This window comes from Ruegeria sp. AH12 (assembly GCF_056541465.1).
This window is the reverse complement of sequence record NZ_JBQFYL010000012.1, coordinates 1-24,060: the sequence shown is the minus strand read 5'-3', so window position 1 is coordinate 24,060 and position 24,060 is coordinate 1. Positions and strand designations below refer to the sequence as shown.

The 24,060-nt window shown below is 55.3% G+C and carries 27 protein-coding genes; 9 read left to right on the top strand and 18 right to left on the bottom strand.

What is annotated here, in order from left to right; all coding sequences use genetic code 11:
• Positions 1-107: 107 nt before the first annotated feature.
• The 3 genes from ACR0EL_RS15975 to ACR0EL_RS15965 all read right to left on the bottom strand — a co-directional run bounded on the left by ACR0EL_RS15975 (position 108) and on the right by ACR0EL_RS15965 (position 2,469).
• Positions 108-647 (bottom strand): P-loop nucleotide/nucleoside kinase family protein, encoded by a 540-nt coding sequence (locus ACR0EL_RS15975; protein ID WP_480501023.1) that lies wholly within the window; start codon positions 645-647, stop codon positions 108-110.
• A gap of 503 nt (positions 648-1,150) precedes the next feature.
• On the bottom strand, positions 1,151-1,780 hold the full coding sequence (locus ACR0EL_RS15970) for a hypothetical protein (RefSeq protein ID WP_480501021.1): 630 nt from the start codon (positions 1,778-1,780) through the stop codon (positions 1,151-1,153).
• A gap of 104 nt (positions 1,781-1,884) precedes the next feature.
• A complete protein-coding gene (locus tag ACR0EL_RS15965; protein ID WP_480501019.1) occupies positions 1,885-2,469 on the bottom strand; it encodes a GNAT family N-acetyltransferase in 585 nt (194 codons plus the stop codon).
• A gap of 86 nt (positions 2,470-2,555) precedes the next feature.
• Between ACR0EL_RS15965 and ACR0EL_RS15960 the strand changes: the two genes are divergently transcribed.
• Entirely contained in the window at positions 2,556-3,101 is a 546-nt protein-coding gene (locus tag ACR0EL_RS15960; protein ID WP_480501017.1) for a P-loop NTPase family protein, read from the top strand.
• 24 nt (positions 3,102-3,125) lie between these two features.
• On the opposite strand, the gene aac(6') is transcribed toward ACR0EL_RS15960, so the two are convergent.
• The 4 genes from aac(6') to ACR0EL_RS15940 all read right to left on the bottom strand — a co-directional run bounded on the left by aac(6') (position 3,126) and on the right by ACR0EL_RS15940 (position 5,877).
• The gene (aac(6'), locus tag ACR0EL_RS15955; protein ID WP_480501015.1) at positions 3,126-3,572 is read right to left on the bottom strand and encodes an aminoglycoside 6'-N-acetyltransferase; all 447 of its coding nucleotides are present in this window, start codon (positions 3,570-3,572) and stop codon (positions 3,126-3,128) included.
• A 126-nt stretch (positions 3,573-3,698) separates the two neighbouring features.
• Positions 3,699-3,962: a hypothetical protein gene (locus ACR0EL_RS15950; protein WP_480501013.1), complete on the bottom strand. Its 264-nt coding sequence runs from the start codon at positions 3,960-3,962 to the stop codon at positions 3,699-3,701.
• 162 nt (positions 3,963-4,124) lie between these two features.
• Positions 4,125-4,448: an ArsR/SmtB family transcription factor gene (locus ACR0EL_RS15945; RefSeq protein ID WP_480501011.1), complete on the bottom strand. Its 324-nt coding sequence runs from the start codon at positions 4,446-4,448 to the stop codon at positions 4,125-4,127.
• Between the two features lie 490 nt (positions 4,449-4,938).
• A complete protein-coding gene (locus tag ACR0EL_RS15940; RefSeq protein WP_480501009.1) occupies positions 4,939-5,877 on the bottom strand; it encodes a DMT family transporter in 939 nt (312 codons plus the stop codon).
• 80 nt (positions 5,878-5,957) lie between these two features.
• Between ACR0EL_RS15940 and ACR0EL_RS15935 the strand changes: the two genes are divergently transcribed.
• Positions 5,958-7,352 (top strand): aminotransferase-like domain-containing protein, encoded by a 1,395-nt coding sequence (locus ACR0EL_RS15935; RefSeq protein WP_480501007.1) that lies wholly within the window; start codon positions 5,958-5,960, stop codon positions 7,350-7,352.
• Positions 7,353-7,628: 276 nt separating this feature from the next.
• Here the strand turns inward: ACR0EL_RS15935 and rraA are convergent, their stop codons facing one another.
• From rraA to ACR0EL_RS15910, 5 genes are all read right to left on the bottom strand, one after another.
• Positions 7,629-8,102 carry a ribonuclease E activity regulator RraA gene (gene rraA / locus ACR0EL_RS15930; RefSeq protein ID WP_480501005.1) on the bottom strand — a complete coding sequence of 158 codons (474 nt, stop codon included), beginning with the start codon at positions 8,100-8,102 and terminating at the stop codon, positions 7,629-7,631.
• 6 nt (positions 8,103-8,108) lie between these two features.
• Positions 8,109-8,744: a 3-oxo-tetronate 4-phosphate decarboxylase gene (gene otnC / locus ACR0EL_RS15925; RefSeq protein WP_480501003.1), complete on the bottom strand. Its 636-nt coding sequence runs from the start codon at positions 8,742-8,744 to the stop codon at positions 8,109-8,111.
• A complete protein-coding gene (otnK, locus tag ACR0EL_RS15920; RefSeq protein WP_480501001.1) occupies positions 8,744-10,030 on the bottom strand; it encodes a 3-oxo-tetronate kinase in 1,287 nt (428 codons plus the stop codon). The genes otnC and otnK overlap by 1 nt, the downstream gene beginning before the upstream one ends.
• Positions 10,024-10,710, bottom strand: coding sequence for an aspartate/glutamate racemase family protein (locus tag ACR0EL_RS15915; RefSeq protein WP_480500999.1), 687 nt, complete (start codon positions 10,708-10,710; stop codon positions 10,024-10,026). Before ACR0EL_RS15915 ends, otnK begins: the two co-directional genes overlap by 7 nt.
• Before the next feature lie 84 nt (positions 10,711-10,794).
• On the bottom strand, positions 10,795-11,880 hold the full coding sequence (locus ACR0EL_RS15910) for an isocitrate/isopropylmalate dehydrogenase family protein (RefSeq protein ID WP_299410922.1): 1,086 nt from the start codon (positions 11,878-11,880) through the stop codon (positions 10,795-10,797).
• Positions 11,881-12,174: 294 nt separating this feature from the next.
• On the opposite strand from ACR0EL_RS15910, the gene ACR0EL_RS15905 reads away from it, so the two are divergent.
• The 5 genes from ACR0EL_RS15905 (at position 12,175) to ACR0EL_RS15885 (ending at position 16,733) form a co-directional block, all read left to right on the top strand.
• Positions 12,175-13,140, top strand: a complete 966-nt coding sequence (locus ACR0EL_RS15905; protein WP_480500996.1) for a Bug family tripartite tricarboxylate transporter substrate binding protein — start codon at positions 12,175-12,177, stop codon at positions 13,138-13,140.
• A 75-nt stretch (positions 13,141-13,215) separates the two neighbouring features.
• On the top strand, positions 13,216-13,743 hold the full coding sequence (locus tag ACR0EL_RS15900; RefSeq protein WP_480500994.1) for a tripartite tricarboxylate transporter TctB family protein: 528 nt from the start codon (positions 13,216-13,218) through the stop codon (positions 13,741-13,743).
• A 23-nt stretch (positions 13,744-13,766) separates the two neighbouring features.
• A complete protein-coding gene (locus ACR0EL_RS15895; protein WP_480500992.1) occupies positions 13,767-15,305 on the top strand; it encodes a tripartite tricarboxylate transporter permease in 1,539 nt (512 codons plus the stop codon).
• A 145-nt stretch (positions 15,306-15,450) separates the two neighbouring features.
• Complete coding sequence (locus ACR0EL_RS15890; protein ID WP_480500990.1) at positions 15,451-16,380, top strand: GntR family transcriptional regulator; 930 nt, start codon at positions 15,451-15,453, stop codon at positions 16,378-16,380.
• Positions 16,377-16,733 (top strand): methylglyoxal synthase, encoded by a 357-nt coding sequence (locus ACR0EL_RS15885; RefSeq protein WP_480500988.1) that lies wholly within the window; start codon positions 16,377-16,379, stop codon positions 16,731-16,733. Before ACR0EL_RS15890 ends, ACR0EL_RS15885 begins: the two co-directional genes overlap by 4 nt.
• A gap of 221 nt (positions 16,734-16,954) precedes the next feature.
• On the opposite strand, the gene ACR0EL_RS15880 is transcribed toward ACR0EL_RS15885, so the two are convergent.
• Positions 16,955-18,034: an alpha/beta hydrolase gene (locus ACR0EL_RS15880; RefSeq protein WP_480500986.1), complete on the bottom strand. Its 1,080-nt coding sequence runs from the start codon at positions 18,032-18,034 to the stop codon at positions 16,955-16,957.
• Positions 18,035-18,441: 407 nt separating this feature from the next.
• Between ACR0EL_RS15880 and ACR0EL_RS15875 the strand changes: the two genes are divergently transcribed.
• Positions 18,442-19,311, top strand: a complete 870-nt coding sequence (locus ACR0EL_RS15875; protein ID WP_480500984.1) for a DMT family transporter — start codon at positions 18,442-18,444, stop codon at positions 19,309-19,311.
• Between the two features lie 246 nt (positions 19,312-19,557).
• On the opposite strand, the gene mgrA is transcribed toward ACR0EL_RS15875, so the two are convergent.
• Together mgrA and ACR0EL_RS15865 are read right to left on the bottom strand one after the other, a co-directional pair.
• Positions 19,558-20,589: an L-glyceraldehyde 3-phosphate reductase gene (gene mgrA / locus ACR0EL_RS15870; protein WP_480501181.1), complete on the bottom strand. Its 1,032-nt coding sequence runs from the start codon at positions 20,587-20,589 to the stop codon at positions 19,558-19,560.
• A 277-nt stretch (positions 20,590-20,866) separates the two neighbouring features.
• Positions 20,867-21,727, bottom strand: coding sequence for an NAD(P)-dependent oxidoreductase (locus tag ACR0EL_RS15865; protein WP_480500982.1), 861 nt, complete (start codon positions 21,725-21,727; stop codon positions 20,867-20,869).
• A 129-nt stretch (positions 21,728-21,856) separates the two neighbouring features.
• Here ACR0EL_RS15865 and ACR0EL_RS15860 point away from each other — a divergent pair, with 129 nt between their 5' ends.
• On the top strand, positions 21,857-22,750 hold the full coding sequence (locus ACR0EL_RS15860) for a LysR family transcriptional regulator (protein ID WP_480500980.1): 894 nt from the start codon (positions 21,857-21,859) through the stop codon (positions 22,748-22,750).
• Between the two features lie 88 nt (positions 22,751-22,838).
• On the opposite strand, the gene ACR0EL_RS15855 is transcribed toward ACR0EL_RS15860, so the two are convergent.
• The 3 genes from ACR0EL_RS15855 to ACR0EL_RS15845 form a co-directional block, all read right to left on the bottom strand.
• Positions 22,839-23,234 carry a nuclear transport factor 2 family protein gene (locus ACR0EL_RS15855; RefSeq protein WP_170347506.1) on the bottom strand — a complete coding sequence of 132 codons (396 nt, stop codon included), beginning with the start codon at positions 23,232-23,234 and terminating at the stop codon, positions 22,839-22,841.
• 310 nt (positions 23,235-23,544) lie between these two features.
• On the bottom strand, positions 23,545-23,775 hold the full coding sequence (locus ACR0EL_RS15850) for a hypothetical protein (RefSeq protein ID WP_480500978.1): 231 nt from the start codon (positions 23,773-23,775) through the stop codon (positions 23,545-23,547).
• A 100-nt stretch (positions 23,776-23,875) separates the two neighbouring features.
• Positions 23,876-24,060 (bottom strand): hypothetical protein (locus tag ACR0EL_RS15845; protein WP_480500976.1); only part of this gene is annotated, 185 nt, incomplete at its 5' end.

Here is a 24,060-nt window from a genome sequence, read left to right as displayed (position 1 = left end):
ACCAATCAATCTCTGCTTATGAGAGAGCCGCTGTTCAGCCAACGGCAACGGGGAGCACGAATTCTACGACTGTCTTAATTGTTTGCTGGACGCTTGGTCGTTGCAACTTAGACTGGCGTTTGCAGCTTGAAGTGCTGTGCAACGTATCGGGCAGTCTCCAAAGGCCCGGTTGCCTCAGTTGAAAATTTCAAACAGGGCTGGCGCGGAACTGGAGCGAAACTGTTTCTGGCAAGATAGCGTTCCAAGCTATCTACGGTGGATAGTTTGCCGCGTTTCACCCGGTCTGGAGCCACAACTCGATGCTTTAGAGTCTGCTGCGAACAGGAAAGGTGCAAATAATCGATATGCCCGTCAAAATCACTTACTGCGCCTTCGTAATCTTCAAGCAACGGAAGGTCATCGGGGTGGCTGTAGGCTGCGGTGGTGATCAGAACCTCCACGTTCGACCGAGCCGCACCGCGCAACGTGGCGACCCGCACGTCATGAACCAGATCCCAGAAACCCGGCGCGCCAAATCCGAACACGTTCCGTGCTAAATCAATGGCCAAGTGATTGTCCACCAGTGGCGCACCAGTCAGGTCAGACAGCGTGCGCGCCACCGTCAGTTTACCCACCGCCGGTGGGCCATGAAACAAGATCAGTCGCATGGTGTCCTCCATTTGGAATTGAGATCGGACGCCTTCGCAAACCGCAGAATCTGTAGCCTGAAGGCGGCCCGCAGGCCCAGGGGCGGGTCAAAATGGGAACCGGTGATGGAGAGGCGGTGGGCGATCTAACTCCGGTGGGAGGCCGACGTCCTTCTTCAAGTAATTCGGCAAATCCACGCGCGCCCGCGGAGCAACGTGCTTTTCACTGGGGCGCCGGTCTAAAACGGCTACAAGCCGCAGCAAGAGGCCGTGCGACCGGCCGAAGGGGATGTAAAGGGATAAGTTTGGCATTGTTCTCTCCATTGAAGATGGAAAGCCGCCACATGAGAAAAACACAAAAAAGGCCGCTCATGGGGCGGCCTTCAGATTGGAAACCTGTCAGACCGCTTTAACGGGCTACTGCGCCTGCCGCGCGAAGCATTGAGGTCTGACAATTCAACATATCTGATCAATCCTGTATCAGGGTTTCCGGATAATCAATGTACCACTCGGAAGGGATTGGCTCAACAACTTAGAGGCGTATCGGTCGATTTTTGCCTGCTTGCAGACTCAAGGCATAACAGCCTCCTATACCAACCGGTGCGCTCGATTAACGCGTAGATCGGTTTATAATTTGAAACGATGCGTCCCAGAGGCCAGACGCCAGATAAGGTGAGCGAACAAATGGCGAGGGCAATCAACTGCCACTCTGCGCTTGAGTTCTGTGGCATATACACCAGAAACCGGTACGACATATACGCCACGAACAGCGCAAAAACGATACCGATAGCAGCGACACCACGAATGTAGCTTGGTGAGCGAACATGTAGTTTTCTGATTGAAGGAACAACCATCGCGGCCACACCGGCGCCGGATGCAATTGCAACTGCTCGGTAGGGTTGGTCTATCAGCAAAATGGTGATGCCGTAGGAGAAAGCGACCGAAAACAACGCAACGCTCGCACCCACACGCCAGTCATCGCCTTGATAAGCAAAGGCGAGATGTAACAGGCTGGCCCCAACAAACGCTGTTAAAGTATAGTACTCGTAGTAGTACCGCGGTGCGCCCGCCAATCCGTCTAGCATGCTGGCTGCAAACATCACTGCCGCGAGTGCCGAACCGGTGGATACAAATCCAATTATCCGATCAACCATTCACAACTCTCAATCAAAAGACATTTCTCCATTGTATTGAATAGCTTTGACGTCGCTGGCTCGGCGTCAGCCCAAAGTACTTCAACGACGCCCAATGAAGCTGCCTACAAGGACTTCTTCATGAACCAACGACGATGGTCTACGGGCTCATTCTCCGGTGCGTTGCTGAGACTTCCAAATTCAGAATAGCCAAGACGAATGTAGAACTCTCGGGCCTCTCGGTTCGACGTATCGAGCCAAGCACCATGACAGCCCAAAGCTCTTGCGCGCTCTTCGGCCTCAAGCATCAGCACCTTACCGACGCCGGTTCGTCTTAGGTCCTCATGTACCCACATGAGTTTAACCAGAAACCAACCGTAGGAGGTTGAGCCTGACACGCCCGCCAAGAGAGCTCCGGCTGGGTCTCTTCTTGTGAGCACAATAGTGGAGTTCGTCGATTGGTGATTCAAACGGGCCAGCGAATCAAGCAAGTTTTCTTCAATTTCTTTTGTCACATCGGAGTGTGCGGACACCGGGACAGTATGAGTCTTCGAGCTCGTCATCGAACGCTCCAAGCTGTGGTTTTTGAGATAACCATCCAAGGCAAAACCAGTTTCGGCAAGACAGACGCCGTCCACCAATCCGGACTTGCAAAGCCTCGCATTGAGCTGCTGTTTCAGGCTGACGCTGGTTATCAACGCCGGGTGCATACGGTGAAATGGCTTAGTGACCTCGCGACCCCAACCGAATAGATGCAGCTGTTGCGCTCGCGACTGTCATTCATCACCATGCCGTCATGCAGCGCGTGATGATCATCGGACAACCCGGATCCGGGAAGTCGACCCTTGCAAGACGTTTAGGGGCTTTGACCTTTTTGCCGGTTGTCCACATCGACCACATCCACTGGAAATCTGGCTGGAAGGAGAGAGCCCGGGCGGAAAAGTCGAGGACGACGCTGGAAGTCATAAAAGACCCTCAGTGGATATTTGAAGGGGGTCATAGCGCTACATGGCCCGAGCGCTTGGACCGAGCGGACACCCTAATCTGGCTTGATATTCCCTTGAGCTTAAGGGCATGGCGCGTTTTGCGACGCACTTTGCTCTATTATGGTCGAACCCGTCCGGATCTTCCCGATGGATGCCCGGAAAAACTCAGCTTGGAGTTCTGGTCTTATATCTGGCGAACCCGCCACTCAGCACGCCGGAAAATGCAGGCGCTCTATGAAGATTCAACATCTGATAAGGCCACATACCACCTCACCTCTACACGAGAAGTAAGTGTATTCCTTGCTAACCTCAGAGAAGCGTTGTCGATTGGTAATTTGGGTGTTCCACATCGCTGAGGATGCCCTGCTAGTAAACCAAATCTACAACGGTTTTCGAAAGTAAACCACTCGCTCCGTTTCTTCGAAGCCCAACGCACGGTGAAACGCATGACTTGCCACATTCTCGAGATCCGCGTCAGACGCTAATTCCGAAACCCCGCGCTCAACGGCCCACGATTGTACGGCCCTCAGTAACTGCCTGCCAATGCCGGACCCTTGGTCGTCGGGACACACAAATATACCCTCAAGGAAAGCAACAGGTGTGGTATCGCACCCATTCACGTAATCACGTCGCAACGATGCCTCGGCGAATGCTCGAACGCCAACGCCTTCGACGACGTCCAAGAATACAACGCATTCACTAGGGGATTTGGCGAGCATCGCCAAGGCTTCGTTCTTATGTTGATCTAACGAGGTTTCTTTCCAGAGTTGGGCGCGGAGTTCGACCCAAGCTGGGATGTCCGAATGTGTAGCGATCCGAATTGACATTCTTGATACGTTGGCCAGTTTCTCAAAAGTCCGCAATCATGGTCAGAGCGGAAGTCGGACCAGCTATCGTCGACATGCAAAGTACCGAGTACCCGCAAATGTACAAAACACAAAACTCACGGCCGGTCAGCTCGCAACGTCTTTCACGATATCGCCCACCGCATCAATCTCACGAAGCTTCTGCAAATCATCACATGACTTTTGGTTGCCATCGAAGCAATCAAGCTGCAGTTGCTGCTCGTTCATTTCCCTGTCCAGGTCATCGCTGATTTCGTCTGCGTCAGGAGCGTCTATACTTGGACGTGTGAGCGCACTTTGGCCCGAAGGATCGTCGGGAAGGTCACAAGCCGCAATCAGCAGCAATGCTGTCAGTACAGTCAGTGTCTTCATTGTATGCCCTTTGCCAAAAATGCTACTCAAGGACGCCTGCATTGACTGGTTGCAAGAGCGCTAGGTGAAACAATTATGACAGAAATTGAAAGCTATTGTGACAAGTTAAGGATGTTTGCCTTCAGTGCGCAAAATCATACACAACGGCGTCAACTCTATCCGTTATTCATCGTCCTGACAAAACGACTCCTGCAACGTTGCAATGACGGCAGGAACTTTTTCATCGGACACCGAGTAGTACACTTCCTTGCCTTCGCGCCGACCTGAAACCAGCCCCGACAAACGCAACCGAGTTATCTGTTGGGATGTAGCCGCCTGTCTCGTACCCAAGGCATGCTGAATCTCCGTAACAGTCATTTCGCCCTTCATCAGTAAGCATACGATTGAAAGCCGCTGGTCATGCGCCAACGCTTTCAGGAAGTCGGTAGCCTCTTGGGCTTTCTCATCGACGCTCCGCGCCGAAAACTGGTTCGATTTATCGTTCACAACACCTAGACCGTTGGGCCTGCCCCCATGAAACACAATGCACCGTCGTTGTTCAGAACTTGCGCCACTGGTTCAAGCGCACCTTAGCTCGGAGTGAAGTCTGTTTGCACATATTGCGAAAGAAACAGCTGCATAACTCAAATGCTAGGCATCATCATTTTTTGACAGGGACGCTCATGAGACCATTCCTTCAAGTTTCATCGTAGAAGTAGACGAATACTACCCAAAGAGAAAGCAGCCGTTGGTGCCAGTGCAGCGAAAGTCCAAAATGTCCCGCGATCTGTGAATTCGTTTGGTGGTTCGTTTTGCGCTTGCAGCGAATGGCAGCTTCGACGGGCCGCAGCGCAGCATTCGGATATTGCGTAGGACGGCAGCTAAGGGCCGTCACCTCAGAACATGTCCGCTCGAAAAAGCAGCAATGCAATCAAGCAAAATCAAAACTCTATTCGGTTGGATGGATCCCTTCAGCCTGGACCAAAAGCGTTCTCGATCATGTCGCGTGCTCTTTCCGCAGGCCCGAGAGGGTCAGCCCATAGATGCAGGCCACGACTACGAGCAGTGCCGCGATCTGATAGGCTTCAACGCGGTCTCCCAAAAGCGGGACAGACAACGCCATGGTGAGCGCAGGCCAAGGGGTTGTTATCGAGCTGGCGAGTGAGACGTCGATGTGACGGACCGCATAGAACCACACGATCAATTCGAGGAAATAGACCAGCCCCATGATCGCCGACATCGCTTGGAACACTGCGCTGAAGCCGTGCGTCACGCCGGACGGGACGGCAAAAACAAGGACCGCCAGCAGGAACAGCGTTGAGATTGCGACGCGGAAGAAAGTCACTTGAGCGGGCGTGATGGGCGTATTGCTCAGCTCTTCTTTGATGATGACATGCGCGATGCTCCAAAGGAGCGGAACGCCGAGAGATACAAGAAACCATGGCGATATGCCGGAGATCAGGAACGTTCCGCCTGTTCCGAGATAGTAAAGAGCGCCGATCAGAACCCCAGTCAAAGCGAGTTCAAACGGTGTCTTGCGCCGCTTGAGGAACAGGGATTCCCACAGGATCGCGAAGAGAGGATAGGCTTGGATCGCAATTGCTGCATTCGCAGCACCTGCCTTTTCGACGCCGAGGACGTAAAGGTAAGTCGAGAGGCCGAACAACGCACCCGTGAACACCGCGACAAGGATCATCCGCCTGCGTTCCCAGCGGGTCAGGTCGAGGCCGAATATGCCTTTAGTTCCGCGCCGTAGTTCAATCCCGAAGACCGGGGCAGCAAACACCACTTGCCAAACCGAAAGTGCAAAGGCGAAGCTGAGCGCGCTGGTCTCTGAGGGCCGTAGGTTCGAGATGATAGGCATGAACCCGAGCAAAGTCAGACTGACGAGGGAAAGGGCAACCCCTTTCCCGACGGATGGAGACGTGAGCACCATAATCGAGATCCAAAAAAGTGTATTGACTGGAGCAGGAATTGCACTCATCTAAAAATGAATGCAATCGAAACATTGATCTGATGGCAATTTGGCGTCCTGACCTTTCAAACCGAACCGGCCCCAAGTATCTCCGTATTGTCGAGGCGATGGCGGAGGATATCGCGGCTGGCCGTCTAGCTGCGGGAACGCGCCTGCCGCCGCATCGGGAGTTGGCCTATCAACTCGACATATCGCCCAATACAACCAGCCGCGCATATGCGGAGGCAGTGAAGCGCGCGCTTCTGAAAGGGGAGGTGGGTCGTGGCACGTTCGTGCGTGCCAGCGGTGATGCCTCTGAAGGCGTTGATCCGGAAACGCTGTATCGGACGAATACAGGCCCGATTGATCTGTCTCGTAACCTGCCAAGCCCTGGGTTTGCCGAGCCGCATATCCGCCGTGCGCTGTCCGAGATTGCCGGCGACACAGGCATGCAAGCGCTGCTGGACTACCAGACAGATGCGGACCTTTGGCCGCATCGAGAGGCCGGGCGGACATGGCTGGCCCGGAGTGGCGTAAAGACCCAAGTCGCAAATGTCATTCCTGTTGTTGGCGGGCAGCATGGCATTTTGTGTGTTTTGATGTCTTTGCTGCAGGCTGGTGACCTATTGCTTGCTGAAGCGCTGACCTACACGCCAGTGCTGGCCATGGCAGCGCGTCTCAATCTGCAGACCGGCGCCGTCGCAGTGGACGCATTCGGTGTGATCCCAGATGCCTTCGAGGTCTGGTGCAGAGAGGCCAACCCGAAAGCCTTCTATATCACGCCAACGCTACAAGCGCCGACGACGGTCACGCTGTCCATTGAACGGCGCACTCGGATTGCGGAAATCGCCGAGCAATATGGTGTGCTCATTATCGAAGATGATGTGTTTGGCCCGCTGAAACGAAACAAACCCACGCCGATTGCGGCGCTTGCCCCGGACACGACCGTTTATGTCTCAAGCCTGTCCAAAGCGGGTGCCCCAGGCCTTCGTGTGGGCTTCTTGAGTGCGCCATCAAGGCTGGCATCGGCGGTCCACCAGGCGGTCAATTTGAGCGTTTGGATGACACCGCCCATGACACTCGAGGTTGCGCGCCGTCTGATCGAAGACGGCACTACAACCCGACTTGCAGAACAGCAGCAACGCGTCGCCGCGGAACGGCAGGGGATTGTGCGGCATATGCTCGGAGCGGACGTCATGCCGGACCTGACCGATGGGTTCCACATTTGGATGCGTCTCCCCGATGGGTGGCGCGCCGATGTCTTCACAAGCGAGTGCCGCCGACAAGGCGTTCACGTCAGCGACGCGCGCAGCTTTGCTGTCCTCGCCGGGGACAGCCCAGAAGCCGTACGCATTTGCATCAGCCACGAGGCCAGCGAAGCGCGCCTCCGCGAGGGCCTCACCCTCGTCTCAAACGTGCTGCAGCAAAAACCAAGCAGCGTGTTGGTCACGATTTGATTGCCCTCGGCTTGGACAAAAAAGGCAGACACCGAACGCCGGTTTCCTTTTGTCCGCGATGTGTGAGTTTGATGATGCTCGAATTTTGCGCTTGCAGTGAATGTCCGCAATGCGGGCTGCCAACGCAGCAATGTAAGACCATCACCGACGGCGGCTTTGGGCCGAGGGCGCTTGCCAAAAGAAGCTTGGTTGACGTTTAGGCAAGACAATAGCAACCGGCGCACGCAAGGGCCATTGTAAGAGTGATATGGGCAAGGGTCACCTTCTAAAATATGCTCAGTTCAGATCTTCCTTGCTGTGCAGCACGCCATCAGCATCGGCATACAGCCAATCACCGGTCTCGATCTCGACACCGCCGATGTGAACAGGACACCCCGCCTTGCCCCAGCCTTCCTTTGCACTTTTGACCGGGCTGGTGGCCAGCGCAAAAACCAGCGTCGCCATCTCCGCGATTTCGGCGCTGTCACGAATGGCGGCGTTTAGCACGATCCCGGACCATCCATTGTCGATTGCAAGCTGTGCGAGCATGTCACCCAGTAGCGCGATACGGGTGGAGCCGCCGCCATCAACCATGAGAATGCGTCCTTCCCCGGGGGTCTCCAGCTGCGAGCGCACGACCGTGTTGTCCTCGAAGCATTTCACGGTTTGAACCGGCCCGGCAAAATGGGTTTTCGTTCCGAACCGCCGGAAGGGCAGGTGGATCAGGGAAAGCTTCTCAGCGTGATTATCGATCAGGTCTGCGGTTTTCATCGGTCCTCACATGTTGGGAAAGCTGCGGCGCAGGTCGGCGACAGCTTCATCACTCAGAAGCCGCGTTTTCTCACCGCGTGTGATCATCAGAAGCTTGGCCGTTTCTTCCAGTTCTTCAGCTGCGCAGACTGCGGAGAACAAATCCTTGCCGCTGACTACCGGTCCGTGATTGGCGAGCAATACGGCGGCATATGCGCCTTCCAAGCCTGCGATCAGATCGCCAGCTTTGGGGTCTCCGGGCTTGACATAAGGCACAAGTTTGACCTGACCGACACGCATCACGACATAGGGCGTCAAAGGTGGGACACAGTCATCGGGATCGGTATCTTCGATACAGGATATCGTAGTCGCCCAAGTTGAATGAAGATGCACCACTGCCCCACATTGCGGGCGTGTCTCATAGAAGGCGCGGTGCAGAAAGGCTTCCTTTGTGGGCTTATCCCCTGAGATGTGATTGCCCTCAGCATCCAGCTTGGCGATCCGCTCCGGATCAATCACGCCGAGTGTCGAATTGGTTGGCGTCATGAGGATATCATCACCGATCTTTGCCGAGACATTGCCCGCAGTACCGACGCTAAACCCGCGTTGGAACAGGGACGCGCAAAGCGCCGACATTTGCTGGCGAAGTTCGCTCTCATCCATCACGATGCTCCTTCCATTTTGCGCAGCGCCTTAACGAAGAAGTCCTCCGCCCCGAAGTTCCCGGACTTTAGTGCGATCGCGACGGATTGATCGGTTCCGACGGTGAGGATCGGGACACCTGGATCAATCTCGGGACCAATTGTCATGGCGGAAACGCCTAGCTGATCGGTGATCGCTTTCGCGACCGCTCCGGAGGTCTCGCCCCCTGCCACAACAATTCGGCTATATCCTTTCTTCACCAGCTGCTGCGCTGTTGTCGCGAAGAGGTCATCCAGCTTCGCTGATACCGCTTCACGACCGTATTTTGATTGGAGGTCTTTGACTTCCTCCGGCGTCCCGGACGAATAGACCAATGGAGCTAGTCCACTGTTGGCTTTGATAAACGCCACCAGGTTCGCAACGATCACCGTGCCTGACATGACGCCGGGCACATCGATTGCGAGGGCGGGATGGTTCTTAGCGTGTAAGGCGACTTGACCACGTGTGGCACCAGAGCACGAACCTGCAAGGATCGCTTCCGGTCCTGACAGCGCGGTAAACTGGACCCCGTCGCCTTTCGCCTTCCCGGCCCGGATGAAGTTTCGCGGCAGGCCCAGGGCAATGCCGGAGCCGCCAGTTATCAGAGGTCTTTCTGCGACCGCTTCTCCGAGCACGAGAACGTCGTCGTCGGTCACCGCATCCGCCACAATGAAACGATGTCCGTTCATCATCTCGGCAGACAGGATGTTCTTTGCTTCATGCACGTCCGCGAGGACTGATTTCAACGGAAGATGTCCGATGCTGCTTTTCGTCTGATGACCCAACCACCGACGCAGATCGGGATCGGTCATCGGCGTGAGCGGGTGGTGCTGCATCCCGGACTCGTTAAGCAGCTTGTCGAAAACGAATAAGTGCCCTTGGTAGACGGTGCGACCGGTGGTCGGGAAAGCGGGGCACACCAAGACGCCCTTCGCGTCAAGGGCGTCTGCCAATGCGTCTGCGACCGGGCCGATGTTGCCTGCTCTCGTCGAGTCAAAGGTTGAGCAGTATTTGAAGATGATCTGCTCGCAGCCTTGATCGCGCAGCCATTGCAGGGCTGCAAGACTGTCTGCAACCGCTTCATCTACCGGCGCGGAGCGGCTCTTGAGAGAGATCACTCCGGCTTCCAGTGTCGGGTCCGCCGAGACATTGGGAACACCGGCAAACTGAGCCGTTCTCAACCCACCTTCCGGCGCTACACCTTTCGCCAATGTGTTGGCGATGTCGCTTGCACCCGTGAAGTCGTCTGCAATAACGCCGATCAACATGACGCAGCACCTCTTCGGCTCTTCTCTACCCGGCGCCGCATTTCGTGAATGGCAGCCTCAGGACTGGTCAACACTGGTATGCTTGTCGCGGCTCGAACCGCTTCAGCTGCACCTGCCATGGAGAATTGGCCAAGCATGATCACATCGGCATCCGTGATTTGGGACGCCAGTTCTGCGATGAGCCGGTCATGTGTTGCATTATCTCCGGCACGTTTGGCATTAAGCGCACCTTCGCAGAAATAGGATGTTATCTGGGCCTTGCTGCCGCGTGCTGCCGCTGCGGCGCGAAACTCATCCTCCATGCCTCCGGCGGCGGGTCCGAATGTTGTGATCATGGCGACGCGGTCTCCGTGCGCGAAGGCCGCATCAAACATGGCCTCGTTGGGTTTCATTACGGGAATCGGACTGCCATCTGCAGCGTCTTCGATGGCTTCGCCAAAGGCGGAACAGGTAAAAAGCACGCCCTGCGATCCGGCGCACTCTGCGTATTTTGCCAGACCCACGATGCGGTCCCAGAGTGCGAGCGTGAGGCCGTCGGACTTCTGCCGATCAATGGACAAACCTTCTTCAAGGATCGTCATTGTCTCAGCCTCGGGCCACAGCCGGGCTGCTGTGGCTTCGATGGGTTCAACGGCGACACGCGTTGCATGTATGAGGGCGATGCGAGGACGAGCTTTCATGTGCCAACTTCTTCAATAAAGGAGGTGACACCGCCCGGAGACGGTGCCACCGAAAGTGCGGAGGGAGGGTCCGCAGGGAGTGCCTCAAGCAGCCACAGCTTCACGGGCAACAGCATCCGCAACAAAGCGTCCAAAAGCGTCGGTGTTGACCGAGCCGCCAAGATCACGCGTGCGCTTCGCCGGATCGTCAATGACAGCATCAACAGCATCCGCGATCGCTTTGCCCGCATCCATCAGTTTTGGAACACCGCGCTGTTCACCGAGCCATGACAGCATCATGGCGGCGGACAGGATGAGGGAGGTGGGATTGGCCACGTTTTTGCCTGCGATGTCCGGGGCGGAGCCGTGCTGGGCTTGGGCGCAGCACAAACCGGTTTCGGCATTCGCATTGATTGAACCCGCAAGCCCCAGCGACCCTGAGAGTTCGGAGGCGAGATCGGAGAGGATATCGCCGTAAAAATTGGTTGCGACGACGACATCATATTTCTCGGGCTGACGCACCAGCAGGGCAGCAAACGCGTCGACGATGAGTTCTTCGGTTTCAACCTCGGGATAATCCTTCGCGACCTCTCGGAAGCATTCCAGGAACAGCCCGTCGGTCATCAGGAAAGAGTTGGCCTTGTGGATTGCTGCAACCTTTCTGTCGCGCTGCATGGCCAATTTGAAGGCCTCGCGGCAGATACGCATTGAGCCGTGCCGCGTAATTTTGCGGACAGACAGGGCCATGTCGGGGTCCGGCATCATCTCACCGACCCCCTTGAACATATTGCGATCCGGGTAAAACCCTTCGGTGGCCTCGCGCATGATCACCAGGTCCATGCCAGCTGCCTTGTTGGGAAGGAAGTCACGCGAGCGGGCTGGGCGGACATTGGCATAAAGGTCAAGACCGATCCGAAAGCCTGCGGAAACGTTGCGCCCGCCTTCTGCGACAGGGGGGTAGTCCATATGGGACTGTGTACCCAGGATCACACCATCAAATTGGGTGCGCGCCCGGTCCAGAACTTCGTCGCGCAAGGTGATGCCGTGTTTTTTGAGGCTATCAAAACCTGACTCCTCTTCATGAAACGTTAGTCCCAAATCAAAGCGGTCGTTGGTGGCCTGCATGACCTGCAGCGTCGCGGCCATGATCTCCGGACCGATCCCATCACAGGGCAACGTCATGATCTTCATTTTCAAAACTCCTCCCGGCCAATAGCCATCTCATTCTCGGTGCTTAAATTGGCCTTTTACAGATAAATATGCAATTATCAAGCTGAAAAAGCAATTACGCTCTCGGGGCAAAAACGCCTTACAGCCCTTCTTATAGCCCAAATTTGATGTTTTCCTACGCTTTAGTGTGCATTGCTATGTTGAAACTATTGGAACTAGGATGGTCAATTTTGCATTTTTAGTTGACAAGGTGCAATTTATGGCCTTATTGCACTGAATGTCATAAAAATGCAAAATGATCCAAGGGAGGAAACCATGATCACGCGTCGAACCTTTAGCATGCTCGCAGCAGCGGCAGTTGCCACTGCAATCGCCTTGCCGGCCGCCGCCGAAGACTATCCGTCTGAGCGGCTGACTTACACAATCGCTTTCGGGCCTGGCGGCGGTAATGACCGCATGTCGCGCACGGTCGTGGATGTCCTTCGTCAATACGAGCTTTATGGAAACGACATCGTAGTCGAGAACCGCGAAGGCGGCAGCGGTGCGGTCGGCTTCAGCTACGTCAGCCAGAAAGCTGGCGACCCGTATCGTCTGACCTCCACCAGCGGCAATTTCATCGGGACGCCGCTCGTGGCCGACACGGACTGGACCTACGCCGATTTCACACCCATCGGACTGCTTGCCAGTGACGCCATGCTTCTGGTCGTGCGCTCCGATTCCGATTTCGGTGATGTCGATGCGTTTGTAGACGCAGCCAATGCGGGCCGCGTAACCATTGCAGGCAGTGGATCCGCCGGTCCCGAACGTGTCACGGCTGCTCTGTTCGCCAAAGCCGCCAGCATTGAGTTCGAATATGTCCCTATCGGATCAGGTGGTGAACTCGTGACAGCGCTGACATCGGGCAGTGTGGATGCCGTGGTTGCAAACCCCTCGGAAGTGTCCGGCCAGTTGGAAGCTGGCACTCTCAAGGCGCTGGCCTTCTCGGATTCCGCCCGCAGCACGAACAATCCAGACGTACCGACCTTCAAAGAGCTCGGCTACGACTTCAGCTTCTCCTTGCCGCGCGGCGTCGTGATGCCAAATGATCTCGACCCGGCCGTTCAGGAGTGGTGGATCGCAACCCTCAAGAAGGTTGTCGAGACCCCGGAATGGCAAGAGTATCTCGTCAAGAACGGCATGTCCGGCAACCCGATCTGGGGTGACGAGTTCGCAAGCTATCTCGAAGAGACCAGCAAGCAGTATCGCGCGACACTCGTTGAGATCGGCGCGATCACAGAATAGCTGCAAAGCGTTTCAGTGGGCGTAGATTTTCTATGCCCACCGATACCCTGAGTTCAATTCGGAAGGGGAGGTCCGATGAAAAAGTGGTTTGCAGCTGGTCTGCTTGTTTTGGCCGTTGGATACACGGCATACGGTCTCAGCACGCTGACATTGCTGACATCCTCCGGGCGTCCGGCTGCCGGGTTCTTCCCGCTCGTCATAGGCGTTCTTCTGATGATCTCCTGCGCCGTCAACCTCTGGGGTGATGTATGCGAGTGGAGGGAAGCACAACAAACCGGCATCGAGCCTGTCCACCAGGCCGATCCGGAAGCGGAAGCCAAAGCCGATGCACTCGGCGTCGACGCTCATGCGATCGATGGTGGGCCGGAATTCGGCCGGGATGTCCTGATCGTGTTTCTCTACATCTGTGGCTTCGTCGGGCTTCTGAACGTGTTGGGAGCATTGCTCGCAATGGTGGTCTTCATGCTGGTCTTCTTGTTCACCTTCAATCGCCCTCACATTGTCAGCAATCTGATCTACAGCGTCGCCTTGCCCGGCTTCCTTTACGGTCTCTTCAAAATCCTTCTGAACGCCTCGCTGCCTGTCGGCCCGCTCGGCTTTTAATCGCCCCCGAAAGGAAACGTCGGATGCTCGCCGATATCGCTTCAAATCTTGCCCTTGGTCTCAGCGTCGCTGCGTCGCCTGAAGGGTTTCTGTTCCTCGTCATTGGCGCCTTCCTTGGCATGATCGTCGGTCTGTTCCCGGGCTTTGGCCCGGCTGCCGGGATCGCCGTGCTGATCCCTATGACATTTGGGCTCCAACCCACTATCGCGATCATCATGCTCGCGGGCATTTACTACGGCTCGATGTATGGTGGGACGATTACGTCGATCCTGATCAACACACCTGGCGAGTCCGCGACGGTCGCGTCGACCATCGACGGGTACCCGCTGGCCCAGAAGGGCAGGGCAGGACCGGCCCTCGTGATGCAGGCCATTGCCTCATTCTTCGGCGGCACCATTGGCGTGATCCTGATTACCGCGCTCGCGCCGTCTCTGGCCAACTTCGCGGCTTCCTTCGGTCCCTCAGAATACTTCCTGATCATCGCCGTTGGTCTTTTGATGCTGACCACCATGATGGGCGATAACAAGTTCAAGGGATTTATCTCGGCGCTGATCGGATTTGCCATCGGCACCGTCGGTGTAGATGTGATGAGCGGCCAGCAGCGCTACACGTTCGGCTCGCCTGAACTGATCGGCGGGGTCTACTTCGTGGCAGTCGCTATCGGCTTGTTCGGTATCGGTGAGCTGCTGCACTGCATCTTCAACGGCCAGCATCGCCAACCCGCCAAACGCTTGCGGATCAGTTTCCGCGACAAGGAGTTCTGGCCTTCACGCGAGGATTATCATGAGTCCCGTTGGACCTTCTGGCGCGGCTCTGCCATCGGCTTTATCGCCGGTGTTTTGCCTGGCTCGGGCGCGACCCTTGGTTCAATCATCGGCTACTCGGTGGAAAAGAAAGTGGCCAAAGACCCAGAAAAGTTTGGCAAAGGCGAAATGCGTGGTCTGGTGGCCCCAGAAGCCGCCAACAACGCGGCCTCCGCCGGTGCAATGGTCCCGCTGCTGTCTCTTGGTATCCCCGGCTCTGGGGCAACGGCGGTCCTTTTGGGCGCGTTCCTGATGTGGGGGCTGCAACCCGGCCCGCTTCTTATCGTTAACGATCCCGAGTTTGTCTGGGGCCTCATCGCGAGCATGTATCTCGGCAATATGATCCTGATCGCGATGAGCATCTTTGCTATCCCGCTCTTCGTAAAGTTCCTCGACATCCCCTACGTGAACGTCGTCCCCGTTATCGTGCTGCTTTGTGTCATCGGTGCCTTTGCCATCAACGCCAGCATCGTAGAGACGTGGATCCTCGTTCTCAGCGGTTTGGTTGGCTTCGCCATGAAGTCCTATGGCTATTCACCGGCCGCGACGGTGCTTGCGCTTGTGCTGGGGTCGATGGCCGAAGAAACCTTCCTGCAGACCTACATTATCTCACAAGGCACCATGAGCCTATTCTGGGAGCGTCCAGTCTCACTGGTGCTGTCGATCATCCTGCTGACGATCATCGTGATACCAATCTTGCTGTCGCTGCGCAGCCGAACAAAAGACCGCCGCCTCGAAGCAAACGGCGAGGCGTCATAGGTCAGAATGAACGCAATTTTGCACCTTAACCTCGGAAAAAGCCGATTTGTGCTTATGTTTTTGGTCTAAAAGTGCAATCTGAGTGAGGTGAAACAACGGCAGCATAGCCCGGGTACCGTGGAACTCTGAAGGACGAACCTCACGCATGCGGACAAGCGACCTTTCTCAACGCATATCGCGGCGCCTACTGCAGGACATCGCTGCCGGCAGCATCGAAGCTGGTCAGCATCTTGGGGCGCAACAGCTGGCAGATAGATACGGTGTCTCCCGGACCCCTATTCGTGAAGCCATGAACATGCTTGAGGTCGATGGATTTCTCGTTCGACAGGAGAACCGGGGCTACTTTGTCGCCGATACCGATCCGGAAACATTGACCGAAGTTCTGGACCAGCAACCGGAGTCGCTCAACGATGCGTACCACCGGCTTGCAGAGGATTGGCTGACGGGACGGCTCCCTGAGGAAGTGACTGAGCAGTTTCTGCGTCAGCACTATAGCTGGTCAAAGGCTTGGGCCCACGACATTCTGGTGCGTGCCGCGCGCGAAGGTTGGATCGAACGCAAGGAAGGCTATGGATGGCGCTTTCTTGCTGTGGCCAATACGCCAGAAGCCTTCGATGAGATTTATCGGTTTCGCATGGCCATTGAGCCCGCGGCCATGCTAGAGCCATCCTTTGAGTTGGACAGGAAGATCCTGACCGAACAGCGCCGCATCCAAGAAGGCATGTTGGAGATGGATTTCAGCGCGGTTCCTGCGGAATCCCTTCTGGAGAATGGCGCGCTGTTCCATGAAGAGCTGATCAAACTCTCGGGCAACCCTTACTTCTTGATGGCCTTGCAACGGGTCAATCGTATGCGGCGTCTGATGGAGTACCGCGCCGAGGTGAACCGCGAGCGTCTCGTCGAGCAATGCACCGAGCACCTTGAAATCCTCGAACTTCTGGAAGCGGGCAATACGGTCGATGCGTCTTATCGCATGCGTCAGCATCTGAGCGGTGCCTTGAAGCGCAAGTCGCCGATTGCCTGGAATTGGGCGGCTGACAAAGACGCGCCACAGCCCCAGAAAGTTGCTAAATGAAGAACGTCGCGCTCGTGGCCCATGACAAAAAGAAAGATCAGATGATCGCATGGGTGAAGAAGCATGAAGCAGAGCTGTCTGGCCTTACACTCTTTGGGACAGGAACGACCGGTGGTCTTATCGCCGAAGAGACGGGTTTGGAGATCACGCCACTCAAAAGCGGGCCACTCGGCGGCGACGCGCAGATCGGGGCGATGATCGCGGAAGGCAGGCTCGATACGCTGATTTTTTTCATCGATCCGCTTTCGGCTTTGCCCCATGATGTCGATGTGAAATCGCTTCTGCGGCTCGCGATACTCTACGACACGACCTTGGCTGTTAATGAGGTCACTGCGTGTCAACTGTTGCGATGAAGCTACTTCGGGAGCCAAGCTATTGTTCAAACTCTTGGGCACTCAACGTCCTAATTTGATTTGACTGAGAAACCAGCATTCCAGCTTCACCGATACGCTTTGGCCTTGAGTGCTTCGGGAGATTTAGGGATGTCCGCTTTGGGGAAGCTGCGGTGCAGCAACGGATGGTGCTTCCAAGGTCAGGAATGGGCCGTCCTTTCAAAACGGACCCCTATACTTGTCTATTTCGCGACTATGAATCGCTCTGCGACCCAGGGAAGAATGATGTTTTCTAAACGATCGCTGACTTGTTCGCGATGGTCCCCCGCATAGACATCCAAACGGTGGGGAATGCGTTCCTTTCCGAACTGTTGCGACAATTCAAGCGTTCCCGTTGGGATATGCAAGAATTGATCGTTTAGACCTACATCTATTGCCAGCCCATTCAGTTGACGAAGATTGCTTCGGGCTGTTCGCACCTGCCGAACAGGCAGTTCATCCAGGTACTGATCGAACGCTGTATTGTCCAGGACGACCTCTCCGCGCACGACCTCAAATGGAAAGTCACCGTAGGTGGGTTCTGCCTCTACATCGGGGCTGAACGCCGTCACAACTCCAAGTACAGCAATTGGATAGAAATCGCGGCTATCGATAAGGTTTTGAAGATCCTCCGACTGACGGACCGATGCAGCACGCTGCCAAGCATCGTTGCCAAAGCTCAGGTCATCATTGGCGGCAAGACAACAAGGGCTGAGGGCCCAAACCACGGAAAAAACGCCGGGACGCGTCATGGCGAGATGAAGCGCGCCGTAACCACCCATGGAATGGCCCACAACGGCGCGGCCTGCGTCATTCGGGATAGTCCGGAACCGCGCATCAATTGCCCCGACCAGATCGTCCGTAATGTAATCCGCCCAGTTCCCGCTAACGGGCGAGTTGCGGTAGAACCCGCCGCCGTATTTGTTTCCGCCATTGGGCATGACCACGATCAGCTCCGGTACTTGCCCTGTTGTGATCAGACGATCCAAGATCGTTGGCACGTTAAAATTCTCTATCCAGACCCCATAATCGTCAAAGATGCCATGAAGCAGGTAGATTACCGGGAAGTGATCATCTGGCTGCTGGTCGTAGTTGGGCGGCAGATAGATGGCAGCGGATTGAATGTTGGGGCTTTCCAGAAGATTGCCCTCAAGTGCAGGTGCCGGAACCTCGATCTCGATGACGCGCCCAGTGGCTCCGACGCCGGTTTGAGCCGGTAATTGTGTTGGAGCAAAGGCAAGGATGACCGCTGAAGCCAGAACCCAGTCTCGTATGACATGCACCGCAAAACCTCCATGTAAACACCATTTACATTTAGGCGCGAATGATCAGTACACAAGAGGGCGACCCCTCAGCCCGTCGATTGGTTTATCGTGTGCTCAGCGTCCCAGTGTGTAGATCGTCAACATCGCTACCTTCATTCGGCTTACCGAGTATTGATGATGAGAGTTACAGCTCTGTGCCCAGTTAGGACCCTGGATGCCTCCTTCAGCCGTGAGCGATGTAGGGCGTGCACGAACAAGAATATGCTTCTGCCTATCCACCGAGTTCCGTTTCGAACTCATAGTCACCGATGCTGTTTGATTCATTAGCGATCGTAAGGAGGATTGTTTCATCCAATGACTGCTGACATGCAGTTGGCAGCAGTGTCTGTGTAACAGAACAACGCAAACATCTGAAAGTTGTAGAAATGAAGCGTTCACCGCATTTAACTGGGATTGTTTTGGTGGCGCTTTCGGCGGTCATCTTTAGCGTATCGGGTGTCCTGACAAAGATGATCGAAGCGGATGGTTGGACCATCGTCTGTTGGCGTGGATTGATCGGAGGGCTGGCCGTTATTGCTTATGTCGAGCTTCGCCGTGGCGGGCAGCCACGAGGTCAGGCGTTTCGGTTAGGCTGGCGAGGCTGGATGTTGGCAAGCGTCGGCAGTGTCGCAAGTATCATGTTTATCTATGCATTCAAATTAACATACGTGGCAAACGTAGCTGTGATCTACGCAACCGCCCCGTTTTCTGCAGCGGGCCTGGCATGGTTGGCCATGCGTGAAATCGCGAAGGGCCGGACATTGATTGCTGGCGCGTTTTCATTGCTTGGCGTCGTGATCATCGTGTCCGGCGGTATGGGGACCGGAAAATTGGCGGGAGACCTGCTGGCCATTGGGATGACGCTCGGCAATGCCGCATACATTGTTCTCATACGCAAATTTGCTGATGTGCCAGTTGTCTGGGCGGGTGGCGCATCGGCATTGCAACTTTTTGTCGTTGGGTCACTGATTGGAACACCTTTAGATGTCTCCGCGCAAGATGCGGCATTACTTTTCTTTTTCGGAATTGCATTTGCCAGTGCGGTAATACTTTGGACGGAAGGGACACGGCTCATCCCTTCCGCACAATCAGCCCTTCTGGGCACCATCGAGATCCCTTGCGCAACCCTGTTGGCCTGGATCTTTTTGAGTGAACTTCCGCCAGTCGCAGCGATAATTGGAGGGATCGTTATTGTCTCCGCGGTCTCGTGGCATGCTGCGATAGACTACCAAGTGGAGAGACGGGGCGCTTCGTGATAGCGGTCCTTTGTGGAGCAGTGGCGAAAAGCTGTTTTGTCCGCAAGCCGCTCAATTATCTAGTCAAGATGCTGCGATTTGTACCAACGTCTGGTTTCGGGGAATCGGATGGCCGAGAATCTGGATTGCCGGATGTCCGCGAAGGGCCGGTTAGTCTTGATGGTTATTTAGCCGAGCTGCAGAAGCTGCAGCCGACAATGACCTCAAGTTCCAAATGTTCTCGGGTTTTTGCAATTATAAGATTGGTCATTCTGTTTCTGACGACCTTGCCCATAAATTGATATCTTCTTCCGAACTGATTTCATCGATCTTTTTCAACTCGTCAGAACTGAAGTCGAGATTATCAACAACGCCTACGCAGTCGACGATCTGTTCCGGCCGGGACGCGCCGATAAGTGCGGTGGTCACGCGCTCACCTCTGAGCACCCAGGCCAGAGCCATTTGAGCCAGAGTCTGACCACGAGCTTCGGCCATGTCGTTCAGAGCACGGACACTTGCCAGAGATCGCTCGTTAATCATGTCATCGAGCAGCGACTTTCCTTGTGTGGCACGGCTGCCATCCGGAATATCGCGCAGGTATTTCGACGTAAGAATGCCTTGTGCCAGGGGCGTGAAGGCAATCGATCCTACCTCAAGATCGTCAAGGGTATCGAGCAAACCGTCCCGCTCCACCCAACGGTTGAGCAGATTGTAAGAAGGCTGGTGAATCAGACAAGGTGTCCCAAGATCGTTGAGAATCTTCACCGCCTCGCGCGTGCGTTGGGAGTTGTAGCTCGAGATAGCTGCGTAGAGCGCGCGACCCGACCGTACGATATGATCCAAGGCACCCATTGTCTCTTCGAGCGGGGTGTCGGGGTCAAAGCGGTGGGAATAAAAGATGTCGACATAATCAAGCCCCATGCGCGCGAGTGATTGGTCACAGGACGCAATCATGTACTTGCGCGACCCCCATTCTCCGTAAGGTCCCGGCCACATGTCGTAGCCTGCTTTGGAGGAAATGATCAGCTCATCCCTGTAACCCGCGAAATCCGTTTTGAGGATCTCGCCAAATGCCTCTTCGGCTGAACCGGGTGGTGGACCGTAGTTGTTCGCCAGATCAAAATGAGTGATCCCATGGTCGAACGCTGCACGACACATGGCGCGCTTGTTTTCGTGCGGTGAGTCTGCGCCGAAATTGTGCCACAGCCCCAAGCTGACAACAGGGAGTTTTATACCGGACCGCCCACATCGCCGATACACCATCCGCTCGTAGCGGTCCGACTCAGGGGTGTACGGCATGGGTTTTGGCTTTGGCGGTCGTTGAGCTTTGGTCATGCCCACATAATCAATGGATTGTTGGGCCTTAAACGGATCACCTCCATTAAGATCGACACGAGTTTCAGCGCTTCCAGGTTGGGTGCTCATGGTTAGTCTTACTTCAAGCACTAAAGTCTTACGATTTGATCGATTGCATTCGGTACCGCCGCATAGACGCCGCGAAAGTCTGCAAAGCGAGCTGCAACCGCAGCATCAATATGGCGGGTTGGATGTCGGCTCTGGGCCGAGCCTTTTCGCATCAGGTATCCGTCATATGCCGGACCAGTGAGGTCAGCTGTCTGTCGCCGTAGCCATCGTCCCAAGCCGTTTTGGTGCGGTCATGCATCAACTGTATGAAATCAGCGGGAGCATTAAGTGAGAGATAGGTCTTCAACGCATCCTTTTGCGCCATCGCGTAAACCTTCAGGGAGGCTTCCGCACTGTCGTAATCCTCAAACGGAACAGTTCTGGCAAAAAGATCATAATAGTCCTTGACCAATTTGATCGTGGCAGGGAGTTGGTCGGCATACACCTGCATCGGGATGCCCGCTTTTTGGCAGACAAGTGCACCATAGATCATTCCGAACATGAACCCCTGCCGAACCGTGAAAAGGCCGGCAAAGAGCGCGGCAAGTGCCGTTGGTTTCTCTCCAACATGGTCGGACTTTCCGCCTAATTCTCTGATGATACTGCCATAGCGGTCCCAGGTTCCGGCACTGCCCACCGTGAGGATTGTGGTTTCGTCACCACCAATGCCGGACGGATAGGCGTTGATCATGCCCAGCATGTAGTCGGCCCCCTGTCCCTCAAGGATGGCGACCAGTCTATCGGCATCCGAGGTATCGCCCGTGCTCATGTCGCAAATGGTCTTACCCTTTAGCGAAACACTCAGCCCGTTGACCAGTTCAACAGTTTCCTTGTGGCTCTTGATACAGATGATGACAAATTCAGACGCCGCAACGGCATCACCCGGTGAAGAGCAGATCGTGGCTCCAGCCCCAGCAAAAACCTCTGCCTTTTCCGACGTGCGGTTCCAAACGCTGACTTGTCGGCCTGCCTTGAGCAAGCAATGCGCCAGCGCTGACCCCATGTAGCCCAGTCCCAATACAGCAATTTTCATGATGTTTGCCTTCGGTGGTCGCCGATGAATTACTGCACCAGCATGCGCCGGCTTCGGGGGATCACATAGTTGTAAATTTTCCTATATTGTTAGATGGTCTTACTTATGGATTGGCGCACGCTTCCTTCTTTGACATCTCTCAGAGCCTTCGCCGCCGCTGCCGAGTTTCGAAATCTGACCCGGGCGGCAGAGGCACTGAACGTGACGCATTCCGCAGTCAGCCAACAGATCCGAGTGCTCGAACAGCGCATCGGCACCCGGCTTATAACCCGCACGCGATACGGCATTTCGTTGACGCCACAAGGGGAATTCCTGTCAGCGGGTTTGCTTGACGCTTTCGCTGCAATGGCGTCTTTGACCGAGAGCGTATCAAGTGCTGAGGCGGTTCGGCCACTGGTGGTCAGCGCGACACCGATGTTCTCGAGCGCGTTCCTCATGCCGCGTCTGTCGACCTTCATTGCAGAATTCCCCAATATCGAACTGAGGATCGATTCAACGATCCAGGCTGTCGACCTCAAACCGGGCGGAGTTGACATGGCCATCCGATACGGAACCGGACGCTGGCCGGGTCTCGTTTCGCAGATGCTGCTACCAGGCTGTCTGACGGTCGTCGCGTCCCGCGAACTAGTCGGAAACCGGGTGCTCACGAAACCTGCAGAATTACTTGATTTCACGATTCTTCAGGAACAAGCGTCAGTCGAATTTGACCTGTGGTTGGAAAAGGTCGGAATTCCGCCCGACGCCGACCGGAGAGTTGTCCGCATGCCGGGCAATATGCTGCTGGATGGCATCCGCCGAGGTGACGGTATCGGGGCGACGGTACCAGCCTTTATTTCTGACGAGTTGAAATCCGGACAACTCGTGGCGCTGTTTGATGATCCAATACCGCAGATCGGCTATTACCTTGTCACGCTGCCTGGTCCGGTTCGGCCAGCGGCAAAGCTGTTCATGCAGTGGCTTTCGAAATCAATTACCGAACATGAGAAAAGCCTATATCGATGGGCGCCGGCTCACTTGCTGTAGTTGGTAAAAAGCACTGGTTAGAGGTCGACCGGGTCTGACTTGTCGTATGTGACTGTGCGTACAGTGCCCGAATTGGCGCCGGATATGGTCATGTTCCCGCAACTTGGCGTTCATAATCCACACCATCATACCAACCGAGCGATTTGGTGACGTTCAGGTTGTCGTCTAAGTCCCATTCTTCCCAGCCCGAGAAACGAACATGGTTACCAGTCTCTTTATGATGGCCTTCGAAAGTCCACGCATAGACCATGTGGTGATCGGCGACGAGAACCGTGTCGAGGTTAAGAACGAGGTCAGGGAAGTCAGCCATAAATCCCGCCGCCATGTCGCCAATCTCCGTCCGGCTCTCCATTGGGTCGCCACCGTTCATTATCATGATTGTATGCTCAGCATATCTTCCGGCGACATCGCCAGGCGCCCGGTTTGTCCAAGCAGCGCAATGATCTTGAGCTATGCGGCGGGCGGTTTGTACATCAGGTGTCATCTATATCTACTTGTCCTAAAAATCGCGAAAATACATGGTTGCAGAAACGTTAGTCGGGTCTCTGAATGCAATCAAGTTTGCTTAACAGCGCTTCTCAACGATGGCAGGTTTGTTCGTCTCACGGCCATCCGCTCATTGAAATTTCTGCGTTTTGAACGAACGGCAGTTCTCGGAAAGCCGATGGGTGGACTCTGAGAGACATCTAATGTCGGCTGTGGGCCGATCGCTCTAGATAGTTGTTTGAACGGTAAGCAGGCACGCGAGATCCTGACGCTAAGCGGCGTCGATTGCGTTTGTGACGACGGGTCGACTATTCCAGAAAACCGTCGATGGTCGAGGCGACGTCAACGGCGGTTTTCACATCGGACATGCTGGTGTTTTCAAAGGCGCTGCCGCTTTCGACACTTGGCCTGAGCCGCTCATATATGGACAGGATTTCCTCTTCCAATTTGGCCGGCTTTTCGTCGGAGCAGCTGGCTTTGGTCTTTGCGATCTCCGTTGCGAGTTTCATCAGATCAAGGCGCTGAGGCAGAGTTAACATTGGTCGTTTCCGGGTCTTGCTGCGGTGTTAGGATCTTCCTATGTGCGGCTGTGCAATGGGCAGAGTGAGTCACCGTTAACCTCCCTCCGACCGTCGGGCCTCAGTCCAGCGCCCCGGTTGTGCGCAGCGCCTCGGTCATTTTCTGTGAGATGTCCGATGGCACGTGCCAGATCGCGTAAAGTGTCCGGACAAATCGATCTACATCGGGAATGTTGGTCTTCAGGGCCGACAGGGTTGAACCCAGGTCGGCGTCCGGTTCCGTGTAAGGAACGCACATAAGCTCAA